Annotated in this window: 29 protein-coding genes; 27 read left to right on the plus strand and 2 right to left on the minus strand. The window is 69.0% G+C overall.

Annotated elements, in window-relative coordinates:
- The first annotated feature begins 83 nt into the window (after positions 1 to 83).
- From MRB58_RS18540 to rnd, 5 genes are all read left to right on the plus strand, one after another.
- A complete protein-coding gene (locus MRB58_RS18540) occupies positions 84 to 1,190 on the plus strand; it encodes a CaiB/BaiF CoA-transferase family protein (RefSeq protein WP_244778572.1) in 1,107 nt (368 codons plus the stop codon).
- 178 nt (positions 1,191 to 1,368) lie between these two features.
- Positions 1,369 to 3,144: an N-acetylglutaminylglutamine amidotransferase gene (locus MRB58_RS18545; protein ID WP_244778573.1), complete on the plus strand. Its 1,776-nt coding sequence runs from the start codon at positions 1,369 to 1,371 to the stop codon at positions 3,142 to 3,144.
- Between the two features lie 8 nt (positions 3,145 to 3,152).
- Positions 3,153 to 4,916 carry an N-acetylglutaminylglutamine synthetase gene (ngg, locus tag MRB58_RS18550; RefSeq protein ID WP_244778574.1) on the plus strand — a complete coding sequence of 588 codons (1,764 nt, stop codon included), beginning with the start codon at positions 3,153 to 3,155 and terminating at the stop codon, positions 4,914 to 4,916.
- On the plus strand, positions 4,904 to 6,055 hold the full coding sequence (locus MRB58_RS18555) for an osmoprotectant NAGGN system M42 family peptidase (RefSeq protein WP_244778575.1): 1,152 nt from the start codon (positions 4,904 to 4,906) through the stop codon (positions 6,053 to 6,055). Before ngg ends, MRB58_RS18555 begins: the two co-directional genes overlap by 13 nt.
- Positions 6,055 to 7,302, plus strand: coding sequence for a ribonuclease D (gene rnd, locus MRB58_RS18560; protein WP_244778576.1), 1,248 nt, complete (start codon positions 6,055 to 6,057; stop codon positions 7,300 to 7,302). The genes MRB58_RS18555 and rnd overlap by 1 nt, the downstream gene beginning before the upstream one ends.
- Positions 7,303 to 7,347: 45 nt before the next feature.
- On the opposite strand, the gene gpt is transcribed toward rnd, so the two are convergent.
- Both gpt and MRB58_RS18570 read right to left on the minus strand, forming a co-directional pair.
- Positions 7,348 to 7,845 (minus strand): xanthine phosphoribosyltransferase, encoded by a 498-nt coding sequence (gene gpt / locus MRB58_RS18565; protein ID WP_244778577.1) that lies wholly within the window; start codon positions 7,843 to 7,845, stop codon positions 7,348 to 7,350.
- A 42-nt stretch (positions 7,846 to 7,887) separates the two neighbouring features.
- Positions 7,888 to 8,298, minus strand: a complete 411-nt coding sequence (locus tag MRB58_RS18570; protein ID WP_244778578.1) for a hypothetical protein — start codon at positions 8,296 to 8,298, stop codon at positions 7,888 to 7,890.
- 177 nt (positions 8,299 to 8,475) lie between these two features.
- Here MRB58_RS18570 and MRB58_RS18575 point away from each other — a divergent pair, with 177 nt between their 5' ends.
- From MRB58_RS18575 to MRB58_RS18680, 22 genes are all read left to right on the plus strand, one after another.
- Complete coding sequence (locus tag MRB58_RS18575; RefSeq protein WP_244778579.1) at positions 8,476 to 9,150, plus strand: peptidoglycan-binding protein; 675 nt, start codon at positions 8,476 to 8,478, stop codon at positions 9,148 to 9,150.
- Between the two features lie 15 nt (positions 9,151 to 9,165).
- Positions 9,166 to 9,510, plus strand: coding sequence for a DUF1491 family protein (locus tag MRB58_RS18580; protein ID WP_244778580.1), 345 nt, complete (start codon positions 9,166 to 9,168; stop codon positions 9,508 to 9,510).
- Positions 9,507 to 9,980, plus strand: a complete 474-nt coding sequence (locus tag MRB58_RS18585; protein WP_244778581.1) for a YcgN family cysteine cluster protein — start codon at positions 9,507 to 9,509, stop codon at positions 9,978 to 9,980. Before MRB58_RS18580 ends, MRB58_RS18585 begins: the two co-directional genes overlap by 4 nt.
- 199 nt (positions 9,981 to 10,179) lie before the next feature.
- Positions 10,180 to 10,494 (plus strand): hypothetical protein, encoded by a 315-nt coding sequence (locus MRB58_RS18590; protein ID WP_244778582.1) that lies wholly within the window; start codon positions 10,180 to 10,182, stop codon positions 10,492 to 10,494.
- A gap of 170 nt (positions 10,495 to 10,664) precedes the next feature.
- Positions 10,665 to 11,867 carry a DNA-packaging protein gene (locus MRB58_RS18595; protein ID WP_244782046.1) on the plus strand — a complete coding sequence of 401 codons (1,203 nt, stop codon included), beginning with the start codon at positions 10,665 to 10,667 and terminating at the stop codon, positions 11,865 to 11,867.
- A gap of 78 nt (positions 11,868 to 11,945) precedes the next feature.
- Positions 11,946 to 13,118 (plus strand): phage portal protein, encoded by a 1,173-nt coding sequence (locus MRB58_RS18600; protein ID WP_244778583.1) that lies wholly within the window; start codon positions 11,946 to 11,948, stop codon positions 13,116 to 13,118.
- Positions 13,118 to 13,303 carry a hypothetical protein gene (locus MRB58_RS18605; RefSeq protein ID WP_244778584.1) on the plus strand — a complete coding sequence of 62 codons (186 nt, stop codon included), beginning with the start codon at positions 13,118 to 13,120 and terminating at the stop codon, positions 13,301 to 13,303. The genes MRB58_RS18600 and MRB58_RS18605 overlap by 1 nt, the downstream gene beginning before the upstream one ends.
- A complete protein-coding gene (locus MRB58_RS18610) occupies positions 13,303 to 13,482 on the plus strand; it encodes a hypothetical protein (protein ID WP_244778585.1) in 180 nt (59 codons plus the stop codon). The genes MRB58_RS18605 and MRB58_RS18610 overlap by 1 nt, the downstream gene beginning before the upstream one ends.
- On the plus strand, positions 13,479 to 14,057 hold the full coding sequence (locus MRB58_RS18615; RefSeq protein ID WP_244778586.1) for an HK97 family phage prohead protease: 579 nt from the start codon (positions 13,479 to 13,481) through the stop codon (positions 14,055 to 14,057). Before MRB58_RS18610 ends, MRB58_RS18615 begins: the two co-directional genes overlap by 4 nt.
- Positions 14,058 to 14,060: 3 nt before the next feature.
- Complete coding sequence (locus MRB58_RS18620; RefSeq protein WP_244778587.1) at positions 14,061 to 15,275, plus strand: phage major capsid protein; 1,215 nt, start codon at positions 14,061 to 14,063, stop codon at positions 15,273 to 15,275.
- 127 nt (positions 15,276 to 15,402) lie between these two features.
- The gene (locus tag MRB58_RS18625) at positions 15,403 to 15,987 is read left to right on the plus strand and encodes a head-tail connector protein (protein ID WP_244778588.1); all 585 of its coding nucleotides are present in this window, start codon (positions 15,403 to 15,405) and stop codon (positions 15,985 to 15,987) included.
- Positions 15,984 to 16,310: a phage head closure protein gene (locus MRB58_RS18630; RefSeq protein ID WP_244778589.1), complete on the plus strand. Its 327-nt coding sequence runs from the start codon at positions 15,984 to 15,986 to the stop codon at positions 16,308 to 16,310. The genes MRB58_RS18625 and MRB58_RS18630 overlap by 4 nt, the downstream gene beginning before the upstream one ends.
- Positions 16,307 to 16,711: a DUF3168 domain-containing protein gene (locus MRB58_RS18635; RefSeq protein ID WP_244778590.1), complete on the plus strand. Its 405-nt coding sequence runs from the start codon at positions 16,307 to 16,309 to the stop codon at positions 16,709 to 16,711. Before MRB58_RS18630 ends, MRB58_RS18635 begins: the two co-directional genes overlap by 4 nt.
- Positions 16,712 to 16,722: 11 nt before the next feature.
- The gene (locus MRB58_RS18640) at positions 16,723 to 17,136 is read left to right on the plus strand and encodes a phage major tail protein, TP901-1 family (protein WP_244778591.1); all 414 of its coding nucleotides are present in this window, start codon (positions 16,723 to 16,725) and stop codon (positions 17,134 to 17,136) included.
- Positions 17,137 to 17,147: 11 nt separating this feature from the next.
- On the plus strand, positions 17,148 to 17,480 hold the full coding sequence (locus MRB58_RS18645) for a gene transfer agent family protein (RefSeq protein ID WP_244778592.1): 333 nt from the start codon (positions 17,148 to 17,150) through the stop codon (positions 17,478 to 17,480).
- A 47-nt stretch (positions 17,481 to 17,527) separates the two neighbouring features.
- Entirely contained in the window at positions 17,528 to 17,680 is a 153-nt protein-coding gene (locus tag MRB58_RS18650) for a phage tail assembly chaperone (protein WP_244778593.1), read from the plus strand.
- Positions 17,673 to 18,251: a phage tail tape measure protein gene (locus tag MRB58_RS18655; protein ID WP_244778594.1), complete on the plus strand. Its 579-nt coding sequence runs from the start codon at positions 17,673 to 17,675 to the stop codon at positions 18,249 to 18,251. The genes MRB58_RS18650 and MRB58_RS18655 overlap by 8 nt, the downstream gene beginning before the upstream one ends.
- Before the next feature lie 17 nt (positions 18,252 to 18,268).
- The gene (locus MRB58_RS18660; protein ID WP_244778595.1) at positions 18,269 to 18,904 is read left to right on the plus strand and encodes a DUF2460 domain-containing protein; all 636 of its coding nucleotides are present in this window, start codon (positions 18,269 to 18,271) and stop codon (positions 18,902 to 18,904) included.
- Positions 18,901 to 19,749, plus strand: coding sequence for a DUF2163 domain-containing protein (locus MRB58_RS18665; RefSeq protein WP_244778596.1), 849 nt, complete (start codon positions 18,901 to 18,903; stop codon positions 19,747 to 19,749). Before MRB58_RS18660 ends, MRB58_RS18665 begins: the two co-directional genes overlap by 4 nt.
- Positions 19,746 to 20,174 (plus strand): NlpC/P60 family protein, encoded by a 429-nt coding sequence (locus tag MRB58_RS18670; protein WP_244778597.1) that lies wholly within the window; start codon positions 19,746 to 19,748, stop codon positions 20,172 to 20,174. The genes MRB58_RS18665 and MRB58_RS18670 overlap by 4 nt, the downstream gene beginning before the upstream one ends.
- Before the next feature lies 1 nt (position 20,175).
- On the plus strand, positions 20,176 to 24,051 hold the full coding sequence (locus MRB58_RS18675; protein ID WP_244778598.1) for a glycoside hydrolase/phage tail family protein: 3,876 nt from the start codon (positions 20,176 to 20,178) through the stop codon (positions 24,049 to 24,051).
- Positions 24,035 to 25,507, plus strand: coding sequence for a DUF2793 domain-containing protein (locus tag MRB58_RS18680; protein WP_244778599.1), 1,473 nt, complete (start codon positions 24,035 to 24,037; stop codon positions 25,505 to 25,507). The genes MRB58_RS18675 and MRB58_RS18680 overlap by 17 nt, the downstream gene beginning before the upstream one ends.
- The last annotated feature ends 38 nt before the right edge of the window (positions 25,508 to 25,545 follow it).

A 25,545-nucleotide genomic window follows, 5' to 3' on the forward strand; every position in this document is an offset into this window, starting at 1 on the left:
CGATGCAAAACGCGTCGGGTGAGCGAGATGGTGCTGGGGGAGATCATGCGGCAAGCCGGGTGGTGCGGTCGAGGGGGGCGGCGATGACAGGGCCGCTCGCCGGGGTGAAGGTGGTGGAATTCGCGGCGATCGGGCCGGTGCCGCTGGCGGGCATGCTGCTGGCGGACCTCGGAGCGGACGTGGTGCGCGTCGAGCGGGCGGGGGTCGAGCGGCTGGACCCGGACGACATCGCCGCGCGCGGGCGGCGCTTCGTGAGCCTCGACCTGAAGGATCCGGCCGGGGTCGACGCGGCGTTGCGGTTGCTGGCGGCGACCGACGTCCTGATGGAGGGCTTCCGGCCGGGAGTGATGGAGCGGTTGGGGTTGGGGCCGGATGTGGTGGCGGCACGCAACCGGCGTCTGGTGTACGGGCGCATGACGGGCTGGGGGCAGGACGGGCCGCTGGCGCAGTCGGTCGGGCACGACATCAACTATATCGCGTTGACCGGAGCGCTGGCGGCGATCGGGCCGGCCGAGGCGCCGGTGCCGCCGCTGAACCTGGTGGGCGACTATGCCGGCGGCACGATGTACCTGGTGATGGGGATCCTGGCGGCGCTGGTGGAGCGCGACAGGTCGGGCCGCGGACAGGTGATCGACTGCGCCATGTGCGACAGCGTGCCGGGATTGCTGACGCTGTTCCACACGATGGCGCGCAAGGGCGTCTTGGACGAGGCGCGCCAGGCGAACATGCTGGACGGAGGCGCGCATTTTTACGGCACTTACGCGTGCGCCGACGGGCTGTTCCTGTCGGTCGGGGCGATCGAGCCGCAGTTCTATCGCGCGTTGCGGCGGCTGGCGGGGTTCGAGGACGATGCCTTCGACGCGCAGTGGGACAAGGCGGCGTGGCCGGAATTGCGGGCGCGGATGGCGGCGGCCTTCCGGTCCAGGCCGCGGGCGGAATGGTGTGCGCTGCTGGAGGGGACGGATGCCTGCGTCGCCCCGGTGCTGACGATGAGCGAGGCGCCGCGGCACCCGCACATGGCCGCGCGCGGGGCGTTCGTGGAGCGGGACGGGAAGATCGAGGCGGCGCCCGCGCCGCGGTTCTCGCGCACGGCGCCGACGTTGCCGCCGCGCCCGCCGGCGGCGCCCGACGCGGTGGACGCGGTGCTCGCCGGTTGGGCGGCGGACCCGCCGGCGGCGACGGACGATTAGCGGCTGCGCCCGGCGCTCCAGGAGCGGCGCCGCAGGCCCGGACGCGGCGGCCCCGGCGGCGTTTCGCTTCGATCGCCAGTAATTTGCTTTCGCTGCGATGGAACGGAAGGAGGCCGCCAGACCTATCTTTTCAGGGTGGTTTCACCTAGTTAGCGTCGCGAACAGGGAAGAGCGCTTCATGTGTGGCATCTGCGGCGAGGTGCGGTTTGACGGTGCGGCGGCTTCGGTCCCGGCCGTGGTCAAGATGGCGGACGCGATGGCACCGCGCGGGCCGGACGGGGCGGGCATTCTGGCTCGCGATCGGTTCGCCTTCGGCCATCGCCGGCTGACGATCATCGACCTTTCGGTCCGCTCGTCACAACCGATGACGGACCCGGAGCTGGGCCTGTCGATCGTCTTCAACGGCTGCATCTACAATTATCCGGAACTTCGGCAGGAGCTGGAGGGGAAGGGCTATCGCTTCTTCTCCTCGGGCGACACGGAGGTGATCCTCAAGGCCTACCATGCCTGGGGCATCGACTGCGTGAAGCGCTTCCACGGCATGTTCGCGTTCGTGATCCACGAGCGGGAGTCGAACCGTGTGGTGATGGGGCGCGACCGCTTCGGGATCAAGCCGTTCTATTATGCCGAGGGGCCGAAGTGGATCCGCTTCGCCTCCTCGCTGCAGGCGATTCTGGCGGCGGGGGAGGTCGACACCGCGATCGATCCGGTGGCGCTCAACCACTACATGTCGTTCCATGCCGTGGTGCCGCCGCCGCGCACGATCCTGGCGGGTGTGCGCAAGCTGCCGCCGGCGACGGTGCGGGTGTACGAGCCGAACGGGGAATCGAAGGACACCGTCTACTGGCGCGTCTCCTACGATCGGACGGCCGACGACCTGAAGGTGACGGCCGAAGAGTGGCGCGACCGGGTGATGGCGGCGCTGAAGCTGGCGGTCGACCGGCGCATGGTGGCGGACGTCCCGGTGGGGGTTCTGCTGTCGGGCGGGGTCGACTCTTCGGTCATCGTGGCGCTGCTGGCGCAGGCCGGGCAGAAAGACCTGAAGACTTTCTCGATCGGCTTCGAGGACGCGCACGGCGAGGTCGGCAACGAGTTCGAATTCTCCGACATCATCGCCGAGAAGTTCGGCACCGACCATCACCGCATCCACGTGCCGTCGGCGGAGATGCTGGAGAACCTGCCGTTCGCGGTGAACGCGATGCCGGAGCCGATGGTGTCGTACGACAATATCGGCTTCTTCCTCCTGTCGCGGGAGGTGGCCAAGCAGATCAAGGTGGTGCAGTCCGGCCAGGGGGCGGACGAGATCTTCGGCGGCTATCACTGGTACCCGCCGATGGCCTCGGCCAACGACCCGCTGGCGGCCTACTCGAAGGCTTTCTTCGACCGCGACTATGCGCGGATGAAGGGCGAGATCGCCTCGCCCTACCTCGCCGACCACGACGCAGCCCTCGACTTCGTGCGCGAGCAGTTCGCCATTCCGGGCGCGGACGATCCGGTCGACAAGGCGCTGCGGATCGATTCGACGGTCATGCTCGTTGACGATCCGGTGAAGCGGGTCGACGCGATGACGATGGCGTGGGGTCTGGAAGCGCGGGTGCCGTTCCTCGACCACGAGCTGTGCGAGCTGGCGGCACGCATCCCGCCGGATCACAAGTTGAAGGAGGGCGGCAAGGGGGTCCTCAAGGATGTGGCGCGGCAGCTCGTCCCGCACGAGATCATCGATCGCAAGAAGGGGTACTTCCCCGTCCCGGCGCTGAAATACATTTCGGGGCCGGTCAAAGACATGGTCGAGGACGTGCTCGGCGCCTCGGCCGCCAAAACACGTGGGTTGTTCAACCAGTCATATTTGGACAAGCTGCTTGCAGATCCGCCGGCCCACATTACGCCGCTTCGTGGCTCGGAACTCTGGCAGGTTGCGCTCCTGGAGATGTGGTTGCAGTCCCATCGGATCTGAGGGTTTGAATGTCCGAAGTTGCTGAGGTGGTGACAGGTCGCGACGATACAGAGGCAACCTCCCCGCGGACCGCGGAGACGACCAACGTCTCGCTGGACTGCGGATGGGGGACTCTGCACTTCGCAGACACCTATGAGTCGGCGACGGTCCTGGCCGGTGCCATGCGCGACGAGGGCCCCGGGCGGCGGGACATCGCGTTCTACGTCGAAGAGCCGCACGTGATGCTGTCGGCGGCACCGCTGGAGTTGTTCCTCGACCCCAGCCACGCCTTCCGCCTGCCGCTGGCGAACTACCAGCCGACCGACCGCAGGCCGGAGGGGTATATCGTTCGCCGGCTGGCCAACGAGGAAGACGCCGAGGCGGTCAACCGCATCTATTCCGCGCGTGGAATGGTGCCGGTGCGACCCGACTTCTTCTGGCGCCGGCGGGACTCGCGCGCGTTCACCTACCTGGTGGCGGAGGACGAGGTGACCGGGTCGATCATCGGCACGGTGACGGGGATCGACCATGCGCGCGCCTTCGGCGACAAGCGTCAGGGCACCTCGCTGTGGTGTCTTGCGGTGGATCCGCAGACGCGGTGCTCCGGGGTCGGCGAAGCGCTGGTGCGGCGTCTGGCCGAGATCTTCCAGGAGCGCGGCTGCTCGACGCTCGATCTTTCGGTACTGCACGACAACGAGTTGGCGATCCAGCTCTACGAGAAGCTCGGCTTCGAGCGGTTGAACGTCTATACGATCAAGCGCAAGAATCCGATCAACGAGCGGCTTTTCGCCGGGCCGGCGCCGGAGGTGGACCTGAACCCGTACGCGCGCATCATCGTGGAAGAGGCGCGGCGCCGCGGGATCGACGTCGAGCTGATCTCCGAGGAGCACGGCTATTTCCGGCTGACCTATGGCGGCCGTTCGATCAAGTGCCGCGAGTCGCTGTCGGAGATGACGAGCGCGGTGGCGATGTCGATCTGCGACGACAAGTCGGTGACGCGGGCGATCGTCTCGGCCGCGGGGATCGACGTTCCGGACGAGATCGAGGCGGCGAGCGCGGACGACGTGCGCACGATGTTCGAGCGGCACGAGAAGCTTGTGATCAAGCCGGCGCGGGGCGAGCAGGGTCGCGGCATCGCCGTCGGTCTCACTCGGGACGACGACATCGACGCCGCGTTCAAGCGCGCGCAGGAGGTGTGCGAGCGCGTCCTCGTCGAGGAGTTCTGCGAGGGGGACGACCTGCGCCTCGTCGTGATCGACCATCGCGTGGTGGCGGCGGCGGTGCGGCGTGCGGCGCGCATCTTCGGCGACGGGCACTCGACGACGCGCGAGCTGATCGCCAAGCAGAGCCGGCGGCGTGCGGCGGCGACGGGGGGCGAAGCGTCGATCCCGATGGACGGCGAGACCGAGCGCTGCCTGCGCCTGGAGGGCCTGACGTGGGACGACGTCCCGGAGGAGGGGCGTGAGATCCAGGTACGCCGGACGGCGAACCTCCACACCGGCGGGACGATCCACGACGTGACCGACCACGTGCATCCGACCCTCGTGGACGCTGCGGTGAAGGTCTCGCGCGCGGTGGATATTCCTGTGGTCGGCGTCGATCTCCTGGTGCCATCCCACCTCGGGGCGAAGTACAAGTTCATCGAGGCGAACGAGCGTCCGGGGCTGGCCAACCACGAGCCGCAGCCGACCGCCGAGCGTTTCATCGACCTGCTGTTCCCGCAGTCCATTCCACATGCGGCGCGGCAGGCATCGCGCAATCCGTCCGACACGGGGGAACAGTGTCCCGCCTGACGATCGACACCGTCTACCTGAAAGATACGCTCGCGGAGCTTCTCTCGATCGCGTCGCCCACGGGGTATACCGATACCATCGTGCGCGCGGCGGTCGGCGAGCTGCGGCGGCTCGGGCTGGAGATGGAGATCACCCGCCGCGGGGCGATCCGCGCGCGCCTGCCGGGCAAGAGCCCACTCGGGGCGCGGGCGATGATCGCCCACCTCGACACGCTGGGCGCACAGGTGAAGATGCTGAAGCCCAACGGGCGGCTGGAGCTGGTGCCGGTGGGCAACTGGTCGGCCCGCTTCGCGGAGGGCGCGCGCACGACGATCTTTACCGACAAGGGGGCCTACCGCGGCACGATCCTGCCGCTTAAGGCGTCCGGCCACACGTTCAACGAGGAAGTCGACACGCAGCCGGTCTCCTGGAGCAACGTGGAGCTGCGCGTCGACGCGATCATCAAGGACAACTACGACCTCGAGCGGCTGGGGTTCGCGGTGGGCGACCTCATCGCCATCGACCCGTCGCCGGAGTTCACCGACAACGACTTCATCGTGTCACGCCATCTCGACGACAAGGCGGGGGTGGCGCTGCTGTTCGCGACGATGGAGGCGCTGGTGCGGGCCGAGGCCGAGCTGCCGGTGGACCTGTTCTTCATCTTCTCGATCGCCGAGGAGATCGGCATTGGCGGCGCATCGGTGCTGACGGACGACATCGCCTCCCTGATCACCATCGACAACGGGACGACCGCGCCGGGGCAGAACTCGAGCGAGTTCGGCGTGACGATCGGCATGGCGGACCAGGCGGGGCCGTTCGACTGGCATTTGACGCAGAAGCTGGTGAAGCTCTGCGAAGAAAATGACATCCGTTATCAGAAGGATATATTCAAATATTATCGGTCGGATTCGGCCGCCGCGCTGGAGGCGGGATATGACGTCCGCACCGCGCTCGTGACGTTCGGTGTCGATGCATCTCATGGTTATGAACGGATCCACATGCACGCGCTCCGCTCCATCGCCGAACTTTTGACGGCGTATGCGGTGAGCCCGGTGGAGATCGGTCGCGATCGTGAGATGATGGGCTCCATCGCTGGTTTCCCGACACAGCCGATGGAAGATGCCGACGTGTTTCCCCGTCCCGTAAAGCCGCAGGTCTAGTGGAGACGATAACGACAACCGACGCGCTCGCCGCACTGTGCGAGCGCCTTTCGTCGGCGCCCTTCGTGACGGTCGACACGGAGTTTCTCCGTGAGACGACGTTCTGGCCGAAGCTGTGCCTGGTGCAGATTGCCTCGATGGACGAGGCGGCGCTGATCGATCCGCTGGCGGATGGGATCTCGCTGGAACCCTTGTTCAAGCTCCTCGGCGACGAGAGCGTGATGAAGGTGTTCCATGCCGCGCGACAGGACGTGGAGATCTTCCACCACCTGTCCGGTCAGGTGCCCAAGCCGCTGTTCGACACGCAGGTCGCCGCGATGGTGTGCGGCTTCGGCGACTCGGTCGCCTACGACCAGATCGTGCAACGGGTGACGGGCGAGATCGTGGACAAGTCGAGCCGGTTCACGGACTGGTCGGCGCGGCCGCTGAGCGAGGCGCAGCTGGCCTATGCGCTGGCGGACGTGACGCATCTGCGGCTCGTCTACATCCACCTGCGCGACACGCTGGCGGAGAAGTCGCGCACGGACTGGGTGTCGGAGGAGATGGCGCTGCTCGCCTCGCCCGAGACCTACGACCTGAAGCCGGAGGACGCGTGGAAGCGGCTCAAGGCGCGAGCACGTCAGCCGGTGGAGCTGGCGGTACTGCAGGAGCTGGCGGCGCTGCGCGAGCGTGAGGCGCGCGAGCGCGACGTGCCGCGCAACCGGGTGATGAAGGACGACGCGATCTACGAGCTGGCGTTGCAACGGCCGCGCTCGGCTGCGGCGATGGGCAAGCTGCGCGCAGTGCCGAAGGGGTTCGAGCGCTCGCGGCTGGGGCAGGCGACGATGGCGGTGATCGAGGAGGTGATGGCGCGGCCGGCCGACACGCTCCCGACGCTGCCGAAGCGCAAGCCCAGCATCGAGGGCGCCAGCTCGGCGGTCGAGCTGATGAAAGTGCTCCTGAAGCTGTCGGCGGAGGCGCACGGGGTCGCACCGAAGGTGCTGGCCACCGTGGACGATCTGGAGGCGATCGTCGCCGGGCAGGACGCCCCGGCGCTGTCGGGCTGGCGGCGTCAGGTGTTCGGCGAGGCGGCGTTGCAGTTGCGCGCGGGCGAGATCGGCATCGCATTCGACGGGCGCAAGCTGAAGACGATCGACTGCGAGCGGCCCGTGAACCCGGTTCCGGCCGGGGCGGGCGGGCGCGGGCGGCGCCGGCGCAAGCGCGCGGAGGACACGGATCCGGACGATACCGTCGGCGTCAGCGAGTAGCACGGGGCGAAAAGGCGCCCCTCCGCGGGGAGGGGCGGGCGCGGCTCAGATCGGGCCGCGGATCGGCGGCTGAAACGAGTAGCCGAGGTCCCAGGGGAAGTAGATCCAGGTGTCCTGGCTGACTTCGGTGACGAAGGTGTCGACCTGGGGCCGGCCGCTCGGCTTGGCGTAGACGGTTGCCACGTGGACGTTGGGCAGCTTCTCGCGCACGAGCTTGGCGGTCTTGCCGGTGTCCACCAGGTCGTCGACGATCAGGATCTTCTTGGGGTCCATGTCGGTGACGTTGCTGGCGACGTCCTTCAGGACGTCCAGCGTCTCGAGCTGCTTGAACTCGCCGTAGGAGACGATGCAGATCGTGTCGATGATACGCACGCCCAGCTCGCGGGCGACGATGGCGCTCGGGACGAGGCCGCCGCGGGTGATGCAGACGATCGCCTCGAACGGGCCGTGCCCGTTCAGCCGCCACGCGAGGGCGCGACAGTCGCGATGGAACTGGTCCCAAGAGACCGGAAAGGCTTTTTCGGGAAGCTTTTGGTCAGTCATGATGTCGCGTCGCCCCGAGCGGGCCCTTTGTCAAGTACCATGCTAATTGCCGTGGCCGGCGAAGGCGGCCTTGCGGGCCTGGGCCGTGGCGGCGGCCGATGTCGCGGTGGGTTCGGCTGGCGGCTGGCCGATGGTGAACGGAATGGCCTGGACCTTCTTCGGGCCCTCGTTGACGGCGGTCTGCCGGGCCGGGCTGAGGGCGCGGTCCGAGGCGGTCAGCGCGCTGGGATCGGTGGCCGAGCCGATGCTGCCGATCAGCGAGAAGAGCGCTTGCCGGGTTTGCTGGACGAAGCGTGCGCCGTCGTCGCAGGCTTCGGGGCGGCGGTCGCAGAAGCTCATGACATCCGCGGTGGCCGCGCGGATCACACCGCTGACCGGTGAGTTCGGCGCGATCATCGGCAGACCGGCGATCACCAGGATCCCGAGGAGGATGAGCTTGAAGATCAGCTTCATGATCTGGCTCCGAGGTTCGTACTGTGGCGCGGATGGTACGCGGTGCGGGTAACAGCGCGGTTCGCAGCGTTGCGCGGATTGTGCGGTCCTCGGTGAGGGGAAGTTTAACATCCTTTTCATCGGTTTGGCCGAGGGTCTTGTCCGAGGAGGACCACGACCCTGGCTATTCGCGATCACATGGACCGGTTGCCCTTGGGCGAGATGGTGGACGCCGCGCTGGTGTACGGCCGGCGTGTGCGGCGACGGATTGCGCGCCGCAAGGGCGGGGCGGTGGTCGCGCTGGGGTTCGTGGTGACCGGCGCTCTGGTCGGCGGCAACGCGTTGTGGGAGCAGGATGGGATGCATCCGGCGCCACTGTGGGGCCATGCCGAGGAGACCGCGTTTGCCGCGCACAACGGCGCGGAGGCGCAGGAGATCGCGGGCAAGGGTGACGTGCGGGCGGTCGTCGCGCCGGCGTCGGAGACCTCGCAGATGGTGCGGGCGGTGCAGGAACAGCTGCAGCGGCTCGACATGTACGACGGGGCGGCGTCCGGGGTGATGGACGAAGTCACGATGCGGGCGATCGAGGCGTACGAGCGCGAAAACGGGTTGCCGGTGACCGGCGAGCCCAGCGTGGGGCTGCTGGCGGCGCTGAGCGCGGGGACGCCGGGGCCGGTCGCGGCGCCGCGTGCGGCGATGGGCACGCTGGAGATGCAGCGGCGGCTGAACGCGGCGGGCTATGGCCCGCTGGCCGAGGACGGAGTGATGGGGCCGCAGACGCAGCGCGCGCTCGATGCGTTCGCCGCGGACCAGGGGCTGGCCGGGGCCGGATCGGCGGACGTGCTGCGCGCGCTTGCAACACGCGGCGCCTAGCGCCACTTCCATTCGATGATGTTTCCCGATGGAACGACACCGCGGCTGCGTGCCGGGGTGTGGGTCGACGCCTATATTCGCCGCTGCCGGGCGGCCGGCGCCTTCGTGTCGATCTCGCGGCGCGGGGACGACAGCGCCGGTGCGGTCTTCATCGAGTGCCTCCATGCCGATGGGGCCGACCTCTACGGGCCCCGGATGCGGGACGACGGGGGGCGGGCGTTCGAACGTGTGCTGGCGGCGGTTCCCGGGTTCGAGGTGGCGGAGCGGATCGAGCGGGAGGCGCGGTTCGACGGCGACCTATGGTTGGTGACGGTCGAGGACCGGGGCGGCCGCGTATTTCTGATGGATGACGAGACGTGAGTGAGCCTTTCTGGCGGACGACGACCTTGGAGGAGATGTCGCCGGCGCAGTGGGAGTCGTTGTGCGACGGCTGCGGGCGGTGCTGCCTCAACAAGCTGGAGGACTGGGACACGGGCGAAATCGCGTGGACCGATGTCGCCTGCACGCTGCTGGACCATGGGACGTGCCGGTGCCGCAGTTACGTCAATCGCCAGGAGATCGTGCCCGATTGTGTGCAGCTGACGCCGGAAGAGGTGCGGAAGCTGACGTGGCTGCCGCCGACCTGCGCGTATCGGCTGGTGGCGGAGGGGCGCGATCTGTTCTGGTGGCACCCGCTGGTGTCGGGCTCGGCCGACACGGTGCATACGGCGGGAATCTCGGTGCGGGGGCGGGTCGTGAGCGAGGACGACGTTCCGGTCGAGCGATATGAAGAGCACCTTGTAGATTGGCCTGAAGAAATTTGTGGTGGTGTTGATGAAACTAGAGGTTGACACCGTCACGCTCTTCCCGTAGACATTGGGTACTGTCGCAGAGTTGGCTTTGGGCTTCGGCCCGGATGTCCGCGCAATGGGTTCTGGCTGCGACGGGTTGTGTGAGTTGTGCCTTGAGGCGCGTCGCGGGCAGGCGGCGCGCCTTTTTTCTTGCGCCGGCCACGGCCGGCGCGGAGGGGCGCCGAGTTGGAGAGTTCTGATGACCGAATTGGCGTTGGGCGGCCGTGGGCGGCGCGCGGGCCTGGTGGAGCGGATGTTCGAGGCGTTTTCTCGCCAGCTCCACGAGGTCGAGCAGCGGATTGCCGCGGGCGGGGCTGAGATCATCAAGGAGCACAAGACGCTCGGTGATCTCGCCAAGACGATGGAGACGCTGCTGTCGCTCGACCGGAAAGTGGCGGGCGACGGGGACGACGGGTCGGTGGATCTGGAGCGGCTCCGCAAGGATTTGGTCGAGCGGTTGGCGCGGTTCGCGCCGGTGCGGCGCAAGGCCGTGACGCCGACGGTCGTCGAATGACGGCCGCGGCGGTGGGAGGCGGCGCCGGCGTGGGCGCCGCCGACGTGCGGGAGGCCTTGAAGGCCTGCCTCGGGACCGAAGGCGGGCTGAGGGCGTTTCTCGCCGATTTGCCGGCGGCGCTGGCGGAGGGGCTGCTGGGCGACTGGGCCGTCTGGGCTCGGCGCGAGCAGATGCCGCCGCGCGGAGATTGGACGACCTGGCTCATTCTGGGCGGCCGCGGCGCGGGGAAGACGCGGGCCGGGGCGGAATGGGTTCGCGGCATGGTCGCCGGGCGCGCACCGTTCGCGGGGCAGCCGGCGGGGCGGATCGCGCTGGTGGGCGAGACGTTCGCCGATGCGCGCGAGGTGATGGTGGAGGGCGTGTCCGGGATCCTGGCGATCTCGCCGCGGCGCGAGCGGCCGGTGTGGCAGCCCTCGCGGCGGCGGCTGGAGTGGGCCAACGGGGCGGTGGCGCAGCTCTTCTCGGCGGCGGATCCGGAGAGCCTGCGCGGGCCTCAGTTCGACGCGGCGTGGGCCGACGAGCTGGCGAAGTGGCCGCAGGCGGAGGCGACCTGGGACATGCTGCAGTTCGGGCTGCGGCTGGGGGATCGGCCGCGGCAGGTGGTGACGACGACGCCGCGCTCGGTGCCGCTGTTGAAGCAGCTCATGGGCGACAAGCGCACGAAGATGACGCGCATGTCGACCGCGGACAACCGGGGCAACCTGGCGCCCGGTTTCTTGAAGGCGGTGGTGGACCGATACAAGGGGACCCGGTTGGGGCGGCAGGAGCTCGACGGCGAGCTGGTGGAGGATCGGGACGACGCGCTGTGGCGCCGCGCGCAGATCCACCGCGACCGCGTCGCGCTGAAGCCGGAGATCGTGCGGGTGGTGGTCGCGGTGGACCCGCCGGCGACGAGCCACTCCAAGTCGGACGCGTGCGGGATCGTCGCCGTGGGGCTGGGCACCGACGGCCGCGCCTATGTGCTGGCGGATCGGACCATGTACCGGGCTTCGCCGCAAGCGTGGGCGGAGCGGGCGGTGGCGCTGTACCACGCCCTGGAGGCCGACCGGCTGGTGGTCGAGGTGAACCAGGGGGGCGAGATGGTCGCCGCCGTGGTGGCACAGGTGGATCCGGCCGTGCCGGTGACGCCTGTGCGGGCGACGCGAGGCAAATGGCTGCGGGCCGAGCCCGTGGCACAGCTCTACGAGCAGGGGCGCGTCAGCCACGTCGGCGTGCTGCCGGAGCTGGAGGACCAGATGTGCAACTTCGTTCCGGCGGGGACGTCCGAAGGGGCGTCGCCGGACCGGATCGACGCGCTGGTGTGGGCGCTGACGGCGCTGATGCTGACGGCGGAGGCGAAGACGTCCGTGCCGCGGGTGCGGCGTTTCGGGTGAGGCTTCGGCCGCAACGATGAACGAGACCGAGGGGCTCCCAGTGGGGGCCCTTTTCTTTTTGTCCCGGAAGGGGGTGCGATGGGCATCTTTGGCAAACGCGAGACCAAGGCTTCGCGCGTGGGACGGCTGATGAGCGTGGAAGCGCTCGGCCGTCCGGTTTGGACGCCGCGCGACTATGCGTCGTTGGCGCAGGAGGGGTTTGCGAAGAACCCGGTCGTATTCCGGTCGGTCCGCATGATCGCGGAGGCGGCGGCCTCGGCGCCGTGGCTGCTCTACGAAGGCGAGCGCGAGATCGAGGCGCATCCTTTCCTGGACATGCTGCGGCGGCCGAACCCGGCGCAGTCGGGCGTGTCGCTGATGGAGACGGTCTACGGGCACCTGATGGTGGCGGGGAACGCGTACCTGGAGGTGGTCTCGCTGGACGGCGTGCCGCGCGAGCTGTTCGCGCTGCGGCCGGACCGGATGAAGGTGGTGGCGGGGCCCGACGGGTGGCCGCAGGCGTTCGAATATGCGGTGGCGGGGCGCACGGTGCGGTTCGCGCAGGAGGGCGACGTGCCGCCGGTGCTGCACCTGTCGCTGTTCCATCCGCTCAACGACCACTACGGGTTCGCGCCGATCGAGGCGGCGCAGATCTCGCTCGACATCCACAACGCGTCGGGGGCGTGGTCGAAGGCGCTGCTGGACAATGCGGCGCGGCCGTCGGGCGCGCTGGTCTACAACGGCGAGGGGCCGCTCAACGACGAGCAGTTCGAGCGGCTGAAGACCGAGCTGGAGGAGGGCTACACCGGCGCGCGCAATGCGGGGCGGCCGCTGCTCCTGGAAGGCGGGCTCGACTGGAAGACGATGGCGATGTCGCCCCGCGACATGGACTTCATCGAAGCGAAGAACCAGGCAGCGCGCGAGATCGCGCTGGCGTTCGGCGTGCCGCCGATGCTGCTGGGCATTCCGGGCGACAATACCTACGCCAACTATCGCGAGGCCAACCGCGCGTTCTGGCGCCAGACGGTGCTGCCGCTGGTGAACCGGACGGTGCAGGCGATGGGGAACTGGCTCGGCCTCGCCTACGGCCCGGACCTCAGGCTGGCGTTCGATCCGGACGGGGTCGAGGCGCTCTCGGTCGAGCGCGACGCGCTGTGGGACCGGGTGGCGGCGTCGGACTTCCTGACGCGGGACGAGAAGCGCGCGGCCGTCGGCTACGGGATCGACGGCCACGGGGACACGGGGGACGGCGGTGATGCCGGGCCCGACTGATGGACCCGGTGACGCAGAACGTGATGGAGCGAGGTGACCTGGCGCACCTCGCTCTTTTTCTTTGGGCGTCTGCGTCCTCGGGGTTGCTGGCGTGGACGATGCGGGAGCTGGCCCGCTCGAACCGCCGCTTCTCGGAGTTCGTGAACGCGGTCGCGAAGCTCAATCAGATGTTTGGACAGGCCTGATGGTGGGATGGGTTCGCCGTGCCGCGCAGCCGCTCGTGCGGCTGACGACGGTGCAGAAGATCGAGCACGAGGCGGTGTTCGACGCGTTCGCGGGGATCGTGCAGCGGGCGGCGCTCGAGGAGCGGGTGCGGCGTGAGCCGCGGGTGATCAGCTTCCGGCAGAAGCGGGGCGTGTTGTGAGCGCGCCGCGGCTGGGCGCGGCGCCGGAGCGCAAGTACGCCGCGGCGCTCGCCTCGGTGGACGCGGACGGGCGCTTCTGCGGCTACGCCTCGCTGTTCGGACGGATGGATCTGGGCGGCGACGTGGTCATGCCGGGAGCGTTCGCGCGGACATTGCGGCTGCGCGGCGCCGGCGGCGTGCGGATGCTGCTGGAGCACGATCCGGGCGCGCCGATCGGGGTGTGGCTGACGCTGGAGGAGGACCGCCGCGGCCTGTGGGTCGAGGGACGGATCGTGGGCACTCCCGGCGCGGCGCGGGCCGGCGCGCGGATGGCGGCCGGCGAGCTGGACGGGCTCTCCATCGGGTTTCGCACGGTGCGTGCGGATGAGGATCGGCTGGCGCGAGTGCGCCGGCTGACTGAGATCGATCTCTGGGAGGTGTCGGTGGTGCATTCACCGATGCTGCCGGAGGCGAGGGCGCGGGCGGCGGGAGCCTGCCGTGCCGATGCTGGGGGCATCGCTCCCGAGGCTGCCGTGGACGCGGGGCTGGTCGCCTTGCTGCGTCGGGAAACGGCCATTCTTCGTCAAACGAGGTAGATGATGGACAACGAGATGGGTGCGCCCGAGACCAAGGCCGAGCTGAACGACGCGTTCGGTGAATTCATGGGGGCCTTCGAGGTCTTCCGTGAGACCAACGACCGTCGACTCGCGGAGCTGGAGAAGAAGGGCGCTGATGCGCTGACCGTCGAGAAACTGTCGCGTGTCGAGGCGGCGCTCGACTCGCAGCAGCGCCGGATGGACGAGATGGTGCTGCGCGGTGCCCGCCCCTCGCTGATGGGTGGTGCGCCGGTCGCGGTCAACGAGACCAAGAGCGCCTTCAATGCCTTCGTGCGCTCCGGCGACGAGCAGGCGATGCGTCAGCTCGAGACGAAGGCGATGACGTCGGACGGCGGACTGGCCATGCCGATCGAGGTCGAGGCCGAGGTGATGCGTCGGCTGGGGCAGATCTCGCCGATCCGCTCGATCGCGACGGTCCGCACGATCTCCGCGACGAGCTTCCGCAAGGCGGTTCCGAACGGCTTGACCGGGGCGTGGGCGAGCGAGTCGGCGGCGCGTTCGGCCGACACGGCCACGCTGAAGGCGCTGAACTTCCCGACGATGGAGCTCTATGCGATGCCGGCTGCGTCGTCGGTGCTGATCGACGATGCGGCGGTGGACGTCGAGGCCTGGCTGGCGGACGAGATCGAGATGGTCTTCGCCGAGCAGGAGACCAAGGCGTTCGTCATCGGTGACGGCACGACCATGCCCAAGGGCATCGTCAGCTACGCCGGCACGTCCGAGGACGGCGATCTGGACAACGAGACGCTGGGCATCGTGAAGACCGGCAACAACGGCGGCTTCCCGACGGTGGCGCCGAGCGACGCGCTGGTGGACCTCGTGTACTCGCTGAAGGCGAGCTACCGGCAGAACGCGCACTTCGTGATGAACCGCAGCACGCAGGCGCACATCCGCAAGCTGAAGGATGGCGAGGGCGAGTATCTGTGGAGCCCGCCCTCGGTTCCGGGTGGCCGTGCCGGGCTGATGAGCTTCCCGATCGTGGAAGCGGAGGACATGCCCGACTTCACGACGACCGGCGCCAACGCGATCGCGTTCGGCGATTTCCGTCGCGGTTATCTGATCGTCGATCGTCAGGGCATCAAGGTGCTGCGCGATCCGTACTCTGCGAAGCCGAACGTGCTGTTCTACACGACGAAGCGTGTGGGTGGCGGCGTGCAGGACTTCGACGCGATCAAGCTGCTGCAGTTCGCCGCCTGAGTTCATGCGTGGTGGCGGTCGCCTTCGGGCGGCGGGGGGCGGGCCAGGAGGTTTTCTGGCCCCCTTTTTTGTTTGATCCACGCGCTCTTCGGGCCGCCGGCAGGCGGCCCAGGATGCGCGGCAATTCTTGGGTGGAACGATGGTGGCGATCCTGGTGACACCGCCGCAGGCCGAGCCTGTGACGCGTGAGGAAGCGAAGCTGCATGCCCGCATCGACGGCACGGCCGAGGATGCGAAGGTGGATGCGCTGATCACGGCGGCGCGGCTCGACGTGGAGAGCCGGACCGGGCGGGTTCTGGTGACGCAGGGATGGCGGATCGTGCGCGATGGGCCGCCTGCGGGCGGGATCGTGCGGCTGGCGCCGGGGCCGGTGCAGAGCGTCGACACGGTGACGGTCTATGGCGCGGACGGGGCGGCCGAGGTCGTCCCCGCGGGCGACTATCTGGTGGATGTGGCGAGCACACCGGGGCGGCTGAAGCTGTCGTCCGGGCGGTTCTGGGGGGCGCGGGCGCTCAACGGGCTCGAGATCGACATGACGTGCGGTTACGGCGACCCGGCGGACGTGCCCGCGTCGTTGAAGCAAGCCGTGCTGATGCTGGTCTCCTACTGGTACGAACAGCGCGAGGCGGCCTCGGTGGGGGCGGTGCCGGCGCATGTGGCGTCCGGTGTGACGGCTCTGACGGCGCCTTATCGCATGCCGAGGCTGGCGTGACGCCGGGGGCGGGCGAACTGCGGCATCGCCTGGTGCTGGAGGTCGCGAGCGAGGCGGCCGACGGCGCCGGCGGGGCGACGCGGACGTGGACGCCGGTGGAGAGCGTTTTTGCGCAGGTCGAGCCGCGGCGGCGCCGGGAAAGCGTGGAAGACGGGCGGCACGTCGGGCTGGTGACGCACCGGGTGACCGTGCGGCGCAACGGCAGCGTGGCGCGAGGCGCGCGCTTCGTGGAGGGCGCCACGCGCTACCGGGTGCTGGCGGTCGAGGACGCCGACCCGCAGCGGCGCTTCCTGGAATGCCTCTGCGAGGAGGAGCAGGGATGAGCGATGCGCGGCATGCTCTCATGGCCGAGATCTATCGGGTGCTTTTGGCGGACGGGACGCTGGCGGCCCAGCTGGCCGGGCAAGGCGTGTTCGACGGGGTGCCGCAGGGGGCGGCGCATCCGTTCGTTTCGATCGGTGAGGTGCGCTCGGGCGCCCTGGATGCGGACGCGGTGCCGACGATGGAACACCGGGTCGAGCTCATCGTGAACACACGCAGCGGGCGACGCGAGGCGTCGGAGATCGCCGACCGGGTGCGAGCGGTGCTGGAGGACGCGGCGATGGCGCCCGAGGGGCACCGCCTGGTGTCGCTCGGGCACCGGGACACGGATGTGACTTCGAGCCGTGATGGACGGGCGTTTCGGGCGCGGATGCGGTTCCGCGCACTGACGGAAGCGAACTGAAGGAGGGCGCCGTGGGTGCGCAGAAGGGCAAAGACCTTCTCTTGAAGGTCGACGAGACGGGGGCCGGCTCGTTCGTGACGGTGGCGGGTCTTCGCTCCAAGCGGATCTCGTTCGGTGCGGAAGCGGTGGACGTGACCGACCAGGAGTCGGCGGGGCAGTGGCGCGAGCTGCTGGACGGCGCGGGGATGCGCCGGGCGAACCTCGCAGGATCGGGGATTTTCAAGGACGCCTCGTCCGACACAGTGGTGCGAACGATCTTCTTCAACGGCTCGGTGCGGGACTGGCAGGTGATCGTGCCGGATTTCGGAACCGTGGAGGGGCCGTTCCAGGTCACGGCGCTGGAATATGGCGGCAACCACGATGGCGAGATCGTCTACGAGATCGCCATGGAGTCGGCCGGGCAGCTGACCTTTACTGCGGACTGATGGGGGAAGGCATGGCCAATCGCTATCGCGGTGAGGTCGAGGCGGTTCTGGACGGACGGCATTGGACGCTGTGCCTGACGCTGGGCGCGTTGGCGGAGCTGGAGCGGGTGTTCCAGTGCGCGGACATGGCGGCGCTGGTGGATCGGTTCGCGGCGGGCAAGCTCTCGGCGTGGGACGCGATCCGGATCATCGGGGCGGGGCTCCGCGGGGCGGGGCACGCGATCGACGACGACCAGGTGTCACGGATGACGGCGGACGGGGGCGCGGCGGGGTTCGCGACCATCGTGACGGAGCTTCTGACGGCGACGTTCGGGGGCGGTGCGGAGGTGGCCGACCCTTCTTGATGTCGGCCGCGCCCCGAGAGGTGCGGCCGTTTCCCTGGCGCGATCTGATGGCGCTGTTTATCGGCGAGCGGCGCATGGCGCCGGCCGATTTCTGGGCGCTGACCCTTCCTGAAATCGAGGCTGTGCTCGGCCCTTGCGTGCCCGTTGGGACGCGCCGGGGGGATTTGGCACGGCTGATGGAGCGTTTTCCCGATGGCTGACAGCAGCGAACCATTCGGCAACCCCTCAGAGCTCGCCGAGGAGCTGGCGGACACGCTGGAAATCTCGGCGAGCCGGTTCTCTAGCGTGATCGCGACGGGAATGAGGAAGGCGATCGCGGACGGCTACACGCTGGATCGCGTGCTGCGCCAGGCGGCGCTGTCGATCTCCAACTCGGCGCTGCGGGCGGGGCTGCGGCCGCTGTCCAACCTGGTCGGGCAGGGGGCGAACGCGGTCTTCGGCGGGCTCGGCTCGGCGCTGGGCGGCGGGATCGCCGGCGTGGCGACGGGGGTGATGCCGTTCGCCAAGGGTGGCGTGATCGGCTCGCCGACGGCGTTCGGGATGTCGGGCGGGCGCGTCGGCCTCATGGGCGAGGCGGGCCGCGAGGCGGTGCTGCCGCTGGCGCGTGGCTCCGACGGGCGGCTGGGCGTCGCGATGGAGGGGGCGTCCGGCGGCGGGGCGACCATCAACGTGTCGATCGCGACGCCGGATGCGGAGTCGTTTCAGCGCTCCGAGGCGCAGGTGACGGCGATGCTGGCGCGCGCGGTGGCGCGTGGCCGTCGCGGGCTTTGAGCAGGGGGCTTTGAGCCATGGACGGCTTTCATGACGTGAGATTCCCGCTCGCCGTGGCGTTTGGGGCGACGGGTGGACCGGAGCGGCGCACGGAGATCGTGACGCTGGGCTCGGGTCGAGAGGAGCGCAATCAGCGCTGGTCCATGAGTAGGCGTCGGTATGATGCCGGTACAGGAGTAAGACATCGTGATGACCTTCAAGCAGTTGTTGACTTTTTTGAAGAGCGTCGAGGCCGCCTCTACGGCTTTCGTTACCGTGATCCACTCGACCACAAAAGTTGTGCGCCGACTGACTCACCGTCTCAAGCGGACCAACTACTTGGGGTTGGTGACGGCACTCAGGTCTCGTTTCAGCTGATCAAGCGCTACGGCGACACATTCGCACCCTACGACCGGCCGATCGTGCTGCCGGTCGACGGCACGGTGCTGGTGTCGGTCGCAGGGGTGGCGATGGTCGAGGGGAGCGATTTTTCCCTCGACCAAGGCGTCGTGACGTTCGAGCCGGGATCGGTGCCGCAGGTGGGCGAGGCCGTTCGTGCCGGTTTCCAGTTCGACGTGCCGGTCCGGTTCGACACGGATCGTCTCGAGGTGAGCCTGTCCCGCTTCGAGGCGGGGACGATCCCGACCATTCCGATTGTGGAGATTGCGCCGTGAGGGACATTCCGAGCGCCCTACAGGCGCATCTCGAGGGGAGCGCGGTGACGGTGTGCCGGTGCTGGCAGATCGCGCGCACAGACGGGACGGTCATGGGGTTTACCGACCATGATGCGGCGGTGACGTTCGATGGCGTGACGCACTCTGCCATGTCGGGGCTCGCCTCGTCTGGCGACGTGGTCCGGGCGGGCCTGGGTGTCGGCGGGCTGGAAGTGGCGGGCGCGCTGTCTGCCGCGGGGCTCGACGCGGTGGAACTGGCGAGCGGCAAGTACGACTTTGCGAAGCTGACCGTGTGGTTGGTGAACTGGGCCGAGGTCTCCGAACGGGTGGTGCTGCGAAACGGCACTCTCGGCGAAGTGACGCGGGCGGACGGGGCCTTCCGAGCCGAGGTGCGTGGCCCGGCCCAGGCGCTGGAGACGGTGCGGGGGCGTGTCTTCACCAAGGGCTGCGATGCCGATCTCGGCGACGCGCGGTGCGGTGTGGACCTGTCGGCACTGGCTCGGGCGGCGACGGTGGTGGCGGTCGACGGGGCGCGGCTGACGTTGAGCGGGATCGGGGACCTGGCGGACGGGTACCTGGCCAACGGCATCGCGCGGATGACGAGTGGCGCCGACACGGGCAGCCGGGCGGCGATCGTGCGGCATTCTGCGGCCGGCGACGCGGTGGTGCAGTTGCGCACGGCGTTCGTGTCGGTCGAGGTCGGCGATGGGGTCGATGTGACGCCGGGGTGCGACAAGCGGTTCGGGACGTGCATCGAGACGTTCGCCAACGGGGTGAATTTTCAGGGGTTCCCGCACATTCCGGGGAACGACCGGGCGTTGACCTATGCACGGGGCTCGTCGTGACGCGCGGCGAGATCGTGACGGCGGCGCGGGCTTGGGTGGGGACGCCCTACCGGCACCAGGCGTCGCTGCGGAGTGTGGGGTGCGACTGCCTGGGGTTGGTGCGTGGTGTCTGGCGCGAGCTGTTCGGCGCCGAGCCGGAGCTGGCACCGCCTTATGCGCCGGACTGGGCGGAAGCCGCCGGGCGCGAGACGCTGATGGACGCGGCGGAGCGGCATTTTGCGCGATGCGATGCGATCCGGGCCGGGACGCTGCTGGTGTTTCGTTGGAAGGCGGGGACGCCGGCCAAGCATGTCGGCATCGCGGTGGGGCCCACGCGGTTCGTGCATGCCTATGACGCTGCGGGGCGTGCTGTGGAGGGGGCCCTGGTGCCGGCGTGGCGGCGGCGCCTGGCGGGGACGTTCGATTTTCCGGGGGTGACGGACTGATATGGCAACGCTTGTTCTTCAGGCGGCCGGGCAGGCCGTCGGTGGTTTGCTGGGCCCGGTGGGGGCGATCGCGGGCCGCGCGGCGGGTGCGCTCGCCGGCAACATGATCGACCACCGGATCTTCGGCGACAACTCGACCCGCTCGGTGGGGCGGATCGACGACGTGTCGGTGCAGACGGCGTCCGAGGGCAACCCGATACCCAAGGTCTACGGCCGGATGCGGCTCGCGGGGACGGTGATCTGGGCGACGGATTTCGAGGAACATACACGCACCTCCGCCGTGGGCGGAAAGGGTGGCGGGCCGAAGGTTCGCGAGTATTCGTACACCGCCAACTTCGCGGTCGGGATCTGTGAGGGGCCGATCGCACGGGTCGGGCGGATCTGGGCCGACGGCGAGCCGATGGACCTCGCGGGGGTGGACTACGAGGTCTACACCGGGCGCGACGATCAGGAGGCCGACCCGCTGATCGAGGCCGTCGAGGGAACGGCGCCGGCCTATCGCGGGCTGGCCTATGTGGTGTTCAAGGGATTGCCGATCGGGCCGTTCGGGAACCGCCTGCCGCAGCTGACCTTCGAGGTGCTGCGGCCGATCGGGCAGCTCGAACGGGATGTGCGGGCGGTGACGATCATCCCCGGCTCGACCGAGTTCGGCTATCACCCTGACCTGGTTCGGTTGCAGGTCGGCCCCGGGGAGATGCTGGCCGACAACCGTCACATCGGCGTGGCGGCGACGGATTTCACGGCGTCCCTGGACGAGTTGACGGCGGTGTGCCCGAACCTGGAGCGCGTGGCGCTGGTGGTGGCGTGGTTCGGCACGGATCTGCGCGCGGGCGAGTGCGCGCTGAAGCCGCGGGTGGAACGGCGGGAGCCGGAGACCGTGCCGGCTTGGAGCGTCTCCACGCTGACGCGCGACACGGCGGAAGTCGTGTCGGCGGACGCGGGGCGGCCGAACTACGGCGGATCGCCTTCGGATGCTTCGGTGTTCGCGGCGATCCAGGCGCTGAAGGCGCGGGGGCTGAAGGTCGTCTTCTACCCGTTCGTGCTGATGGACGTGCCGCCCGGAAACGGGCTGCCGGACCCGTACCTCGGGGAAGAGCAGGCGCCCTTCCCGTGGAGGGGGCGGATCACCGTTTCGCCGGCGCCGGGGGAGGCGGGATCGCCTGACGGGACGGCGGCCGCAGATGCGGCGGTGGCGACGTTCGTCGGAACCGCGGCTGTCGGCGACTTCGGCGGGGCGGGGGCGGATGTCTCCTATGGTGGGCCGGAAGAGTGGTCGTTCCGGCGGATGATGCTGCACTATGCGCGGCTGACGGCGCAGGCGGGGGGCGTCGACGCGTTCCTCGTCGGGTCGGAGTTGCCGGGGCTGACGACGATCCGGGGGATCGGCGGCTACCCGTTCGTCGACGCGCTGGTGACGCTGATCGACGATGTGCGCAGCATCGTCGGCGGAGACACCCAGATTTCGTATGCGGCGGACTGGACGGAGTATTTCGGGCACTCCGATGGAGCCGACCTGACGTTTCATCTCGATCCGGTCTGGGCGAGCGCGAATGTCGACTTCATCGGGATCGACAATTACTGGCCGCTGTCGGACTGGCGGGATGGCACACACCTCGACGAGGCGGTCGCGGGATCGGTGTACGACCCGGACTATTTGGCCGGCAATGTGGCTGGCGGCGAGGGGTACGACTGGTACTATCAGGCCGGCGACCGCGCTGCGCAGGTGCGCAGCCCGATCCAGGACCTCGGGTACGGGAAGCCCTGGGTCTATCGCTACAAGGATCTCGCCGGGTGGTGGGCGAACCAGCACTACGACCGCATCGGCGGGGTGGAGGTGGCCGCGCCAACGGCGTGGGTGCCGCAATCCAAACCGGTGTGGTTCACGGAGCTGGGGTGCCCGGCGATCGACCGCGGGTCGAACCAGCCGAACGTGTTCTTCGATCCGAAGAGCTCCGAATCGAAGTTGCCGTATTATTCCAGCGGTCGGCGAGACGACGGGATCCAGCGCGCGCATCTGCGAGCATTCTACGACGTCTACGAGGCGGGCGGGGCGCCGGATCCGACCGTCAATCCCGTATCGAGCGTCTATGGCGGGCGGATGGTGGACGCGTCGACGATCCACATCTGGACCTGGGACGCGCGGCCTTGGCCGATGTTTCCGCACCTGCTGGACCTGTGGTCCGACGGGACCAACTGGGAGCGCGGGCATTGGTTGAACGGACGGCTTGGCGGCGTGCCGGTGGACGCTTTGCTGGCGAGCCTGTTCGAGGACTGGGGGCTCGAGGCGCCGGACGTGACGGCGGTACCGACGGTGCTGGACGGGTTCATCGTATCGGGTCCGAGCAGTCTGCGCTCCGTGGTGGAGCCGTTGCTGGATGCCGTGTCGGCGGTTGCCGCGGACACCGGGACGGCGATCAGGGTGGTCGGCCCGGCGCGTTCACCGGCGATGGCGGTGGGCGAGGACGACCTCGTCGAGGTCGACGGGCGGACGCCGCTGGTGGTGGAGACGCGAGACGATCCAGGCGGACTGCCGGTCGAGATGCGGCTTCGCTACTTCGACAGCGGACGGGATTTCCAGATCGCGAGTGCGCGATATCGGCCGCAGGCAGGCTCTGCGCGCCAGGTCGAGACGATTTCACTGTCGGCGAGTTTGAACGACGCGCTGGCAACGGAACTGGCGGAGCTGGCGCTGGCGGTGCGGTGGTCTGGGCGGACGACCGTGCGCTTTGCGTTGCCGCAGTCGCGGCTGGCACTGGCGCCGGGGGACATCGTGACGCTCAGCCTCGATGGGACGACGCGTGAGGTTCTCGTCGAGGAGATCGAGGATCTGGGGCATCGGCTGGTGACGGGGCGCTCGCTCGACCGGGCCGCGCTGGCGGTGACGCCGGTGCGAGCCACGTTCGATGCACCCGGCGTTCCGGTGACGCTTTCGCCGCCAGCCACCTTCGGAATGAACCTTCCGCTGGTGGATCGAGCGGTGCCGGAGCACGTCCCCTGGATCGCATGCTACGCGAGACCATTTCCGGAGCAGATGGGTGTGTGGCAGCAGGTGCCGGGCGGTTCCTTCCAGTTGATCCGAACGGTCGCCAAACCGGCGTCCATGGGGGTCACGGCGAGCGAGTTGGCGCCGGGGCCGGCACACCGTTGGCATCGTGGCGGATCGGTTGATGTCCGGCTCTTCAATGCGGCGGCATCCTCGGCGCCGGAGATGGACGTCCTCAGCGGAGCGAATGCCTTGGCGATCGAGGCGTCGGAGGGTCTCTGGGAGGTCGTCCAGTATCGCGATGCGGTGTTGATCGGGGACGGGGTCTACCGGCTTTCCGTCCTGCTCCGAGGCCAACTGGGGACCGAGGACGCGGCGGCGACACATATCGCGGCCGGGGCTCGGGTCGTGATGCTCGATCGGTCGCTGGCTTCGCTGCCCGTTGACATCGACGAGGTGGGGCTACTCCGAAATTACCGGGTGGGGCCGCTGGCCGAAGGGATCGGTGGACCCAATACGACGGAATTCACCTTCACCGCGACGGGGCGGGGGATGCTCCCCTTCGCACCGGCGCATGGACGGGCGCGGCGGGAGAGCGACGGTGCGCTGACGCTTTCCTGGGTGCGACGGACCCGCGTCGGCGGTGATCGGTGGGGGGCGGGGGACGTGCCGTTGGGGGAAAGCGCCGAATCTTATCGGCTCGAAATTCTCGACGGCGAGACGGTCGTGCGCACCGTGACGACCTCGGCGCCGACGTTCTCGTATGCGCTGGCCGATCAGACGGCCGACTTCGGAGGCGCGCCGGATCCGGTGTCGTTCCGTGTGGGGCAGTATTCGCCGGGCTTCGCGCTCGGCACGCTTTATGAGGTGACCGTCGATGTCCAACAGTCTTAATCTCGAACTGCCGTACTTGGAGGAAGCGCAGGCGCAGAAGCACGTCACAGTCAACGATGCGCTGACGCGGCTGGACTCGCTGGTCCAGCTCACGGTGATCGACCGTGACCTGGCGGCACCGCCGGGCGCGCCTGCCGAGGGCGACCGGTACATCGTCGCCGCGAGCGCGACGGGAGCGTGGGCGGGGCACGAGGCGGATGTGGCGGCCTTCGTCGACGGGGCGTGGGCCTTTTTCGCGCCGCGCGAGGGCTGGCTGGCCTATGTGCAGGATGAAGACGGCCTGACCGTCTTTGACGGCGCTGGCTGGGATGCGCTGGGCGGCGCACTGGCCGCGCATTCGACGTCGAAGCTTGGGATCAACACGAGCGCCAGCGATACCAACAAGCTGGCTGTCAGCTCGTCCTATGCGTTGTTCTCACCGGCCGTCGGAGCGGGGGACGTCCGCATCGTCGCGACGAAGGATGCGGCGGGAGACGTCGTCTCGCATCTCTTTCAGACCAACTATTCGGGCCGGGCGGAATTCGGGCTGATCGGCAGCGACGACTTCTCGCTCAAGGTCAGCGCCGACGGCTCGGCCTTCTCGCAGGCGTTCGCGGTGGACCGGACGACGGCGACGGTGTCGTTCGACAACGCGATCGATGCCGATGGAGCGGGCGTGACGCTCGGCGCCGATGGTGTGAGCTGGGCTAGCGGGCTTTCGATTTCGCTGGGTGCGGCGGGCGAGGCCGGATCGGTGGCGGTGGGCGCGTCGGCGCTGGTGGCGGCGACGACCGGGACGGACAACAGCGCGCTGGGCGCTTCGGCGTTGGGAGCGGTGACGACGGGGTCCGAGAATGTCGCGATCGGCGGAAACGCCGGGGGGGCGCTGACGATCGCCTCGGGCGCGACCTTCGTGGGCTTTGGGGCTGGTGCGGCGCTGACGGGCGCCGACAACTCGGCCCTTGGACGGGATGCGTTCGTCGGCGCGCCGGCGGCGGTGACGAACTGCGCGGCGGTGGGCGCCGCGGCCACCGTCACGGGCAGCAACCAAGTGCAACTCGGCGACAGCGCGACGACGACCTACGCCTATGGCGCGGTGCAGAACCGGTCGGATGCGCGCGACAAGACGGACGTGCGCGACACGGCGTTGGGACTGGCGTTCGTGCGGGCGCTGCGGCCGGTCGATTTCCGCTGGGACTACCGGGAGGATTACCGAGGACCGGCAGGCACGGTCCGCGACGGGTCGAAGACGCGTTCGCGCTACCATCATGGGTTCATCGCACAGGATGTGGAGGCGCTGATCGGCGCGACCGGTGTCGATTTCGGCGGGTTTCAGGACCACGCGATCGGGGGTGGCAGGGACGTGAAGTCACTCGGATACACCGAGTTCGTCGCGCCATTGGTGAAGGCGGTTCAGGAGCTGAGCGCGGAAGTGGACGCGCTTCGGGCGCGGCTCGAGGCGGCGCCGACGGGGTGAGGGGAGTGCGTCCCGAGGGGACGCGAGGGATCCAAGTG

It is taken from the genome of Acuticoccus sp. I52.16.1 (assembly GCF_022865125.1).
In the GTDB taxonomy this organism is placed as follows: Bacteria; Pseudomonadota; Alphaproteobacteria; order Rhizobiales; family Amorphaceae; genus Acuticoccus.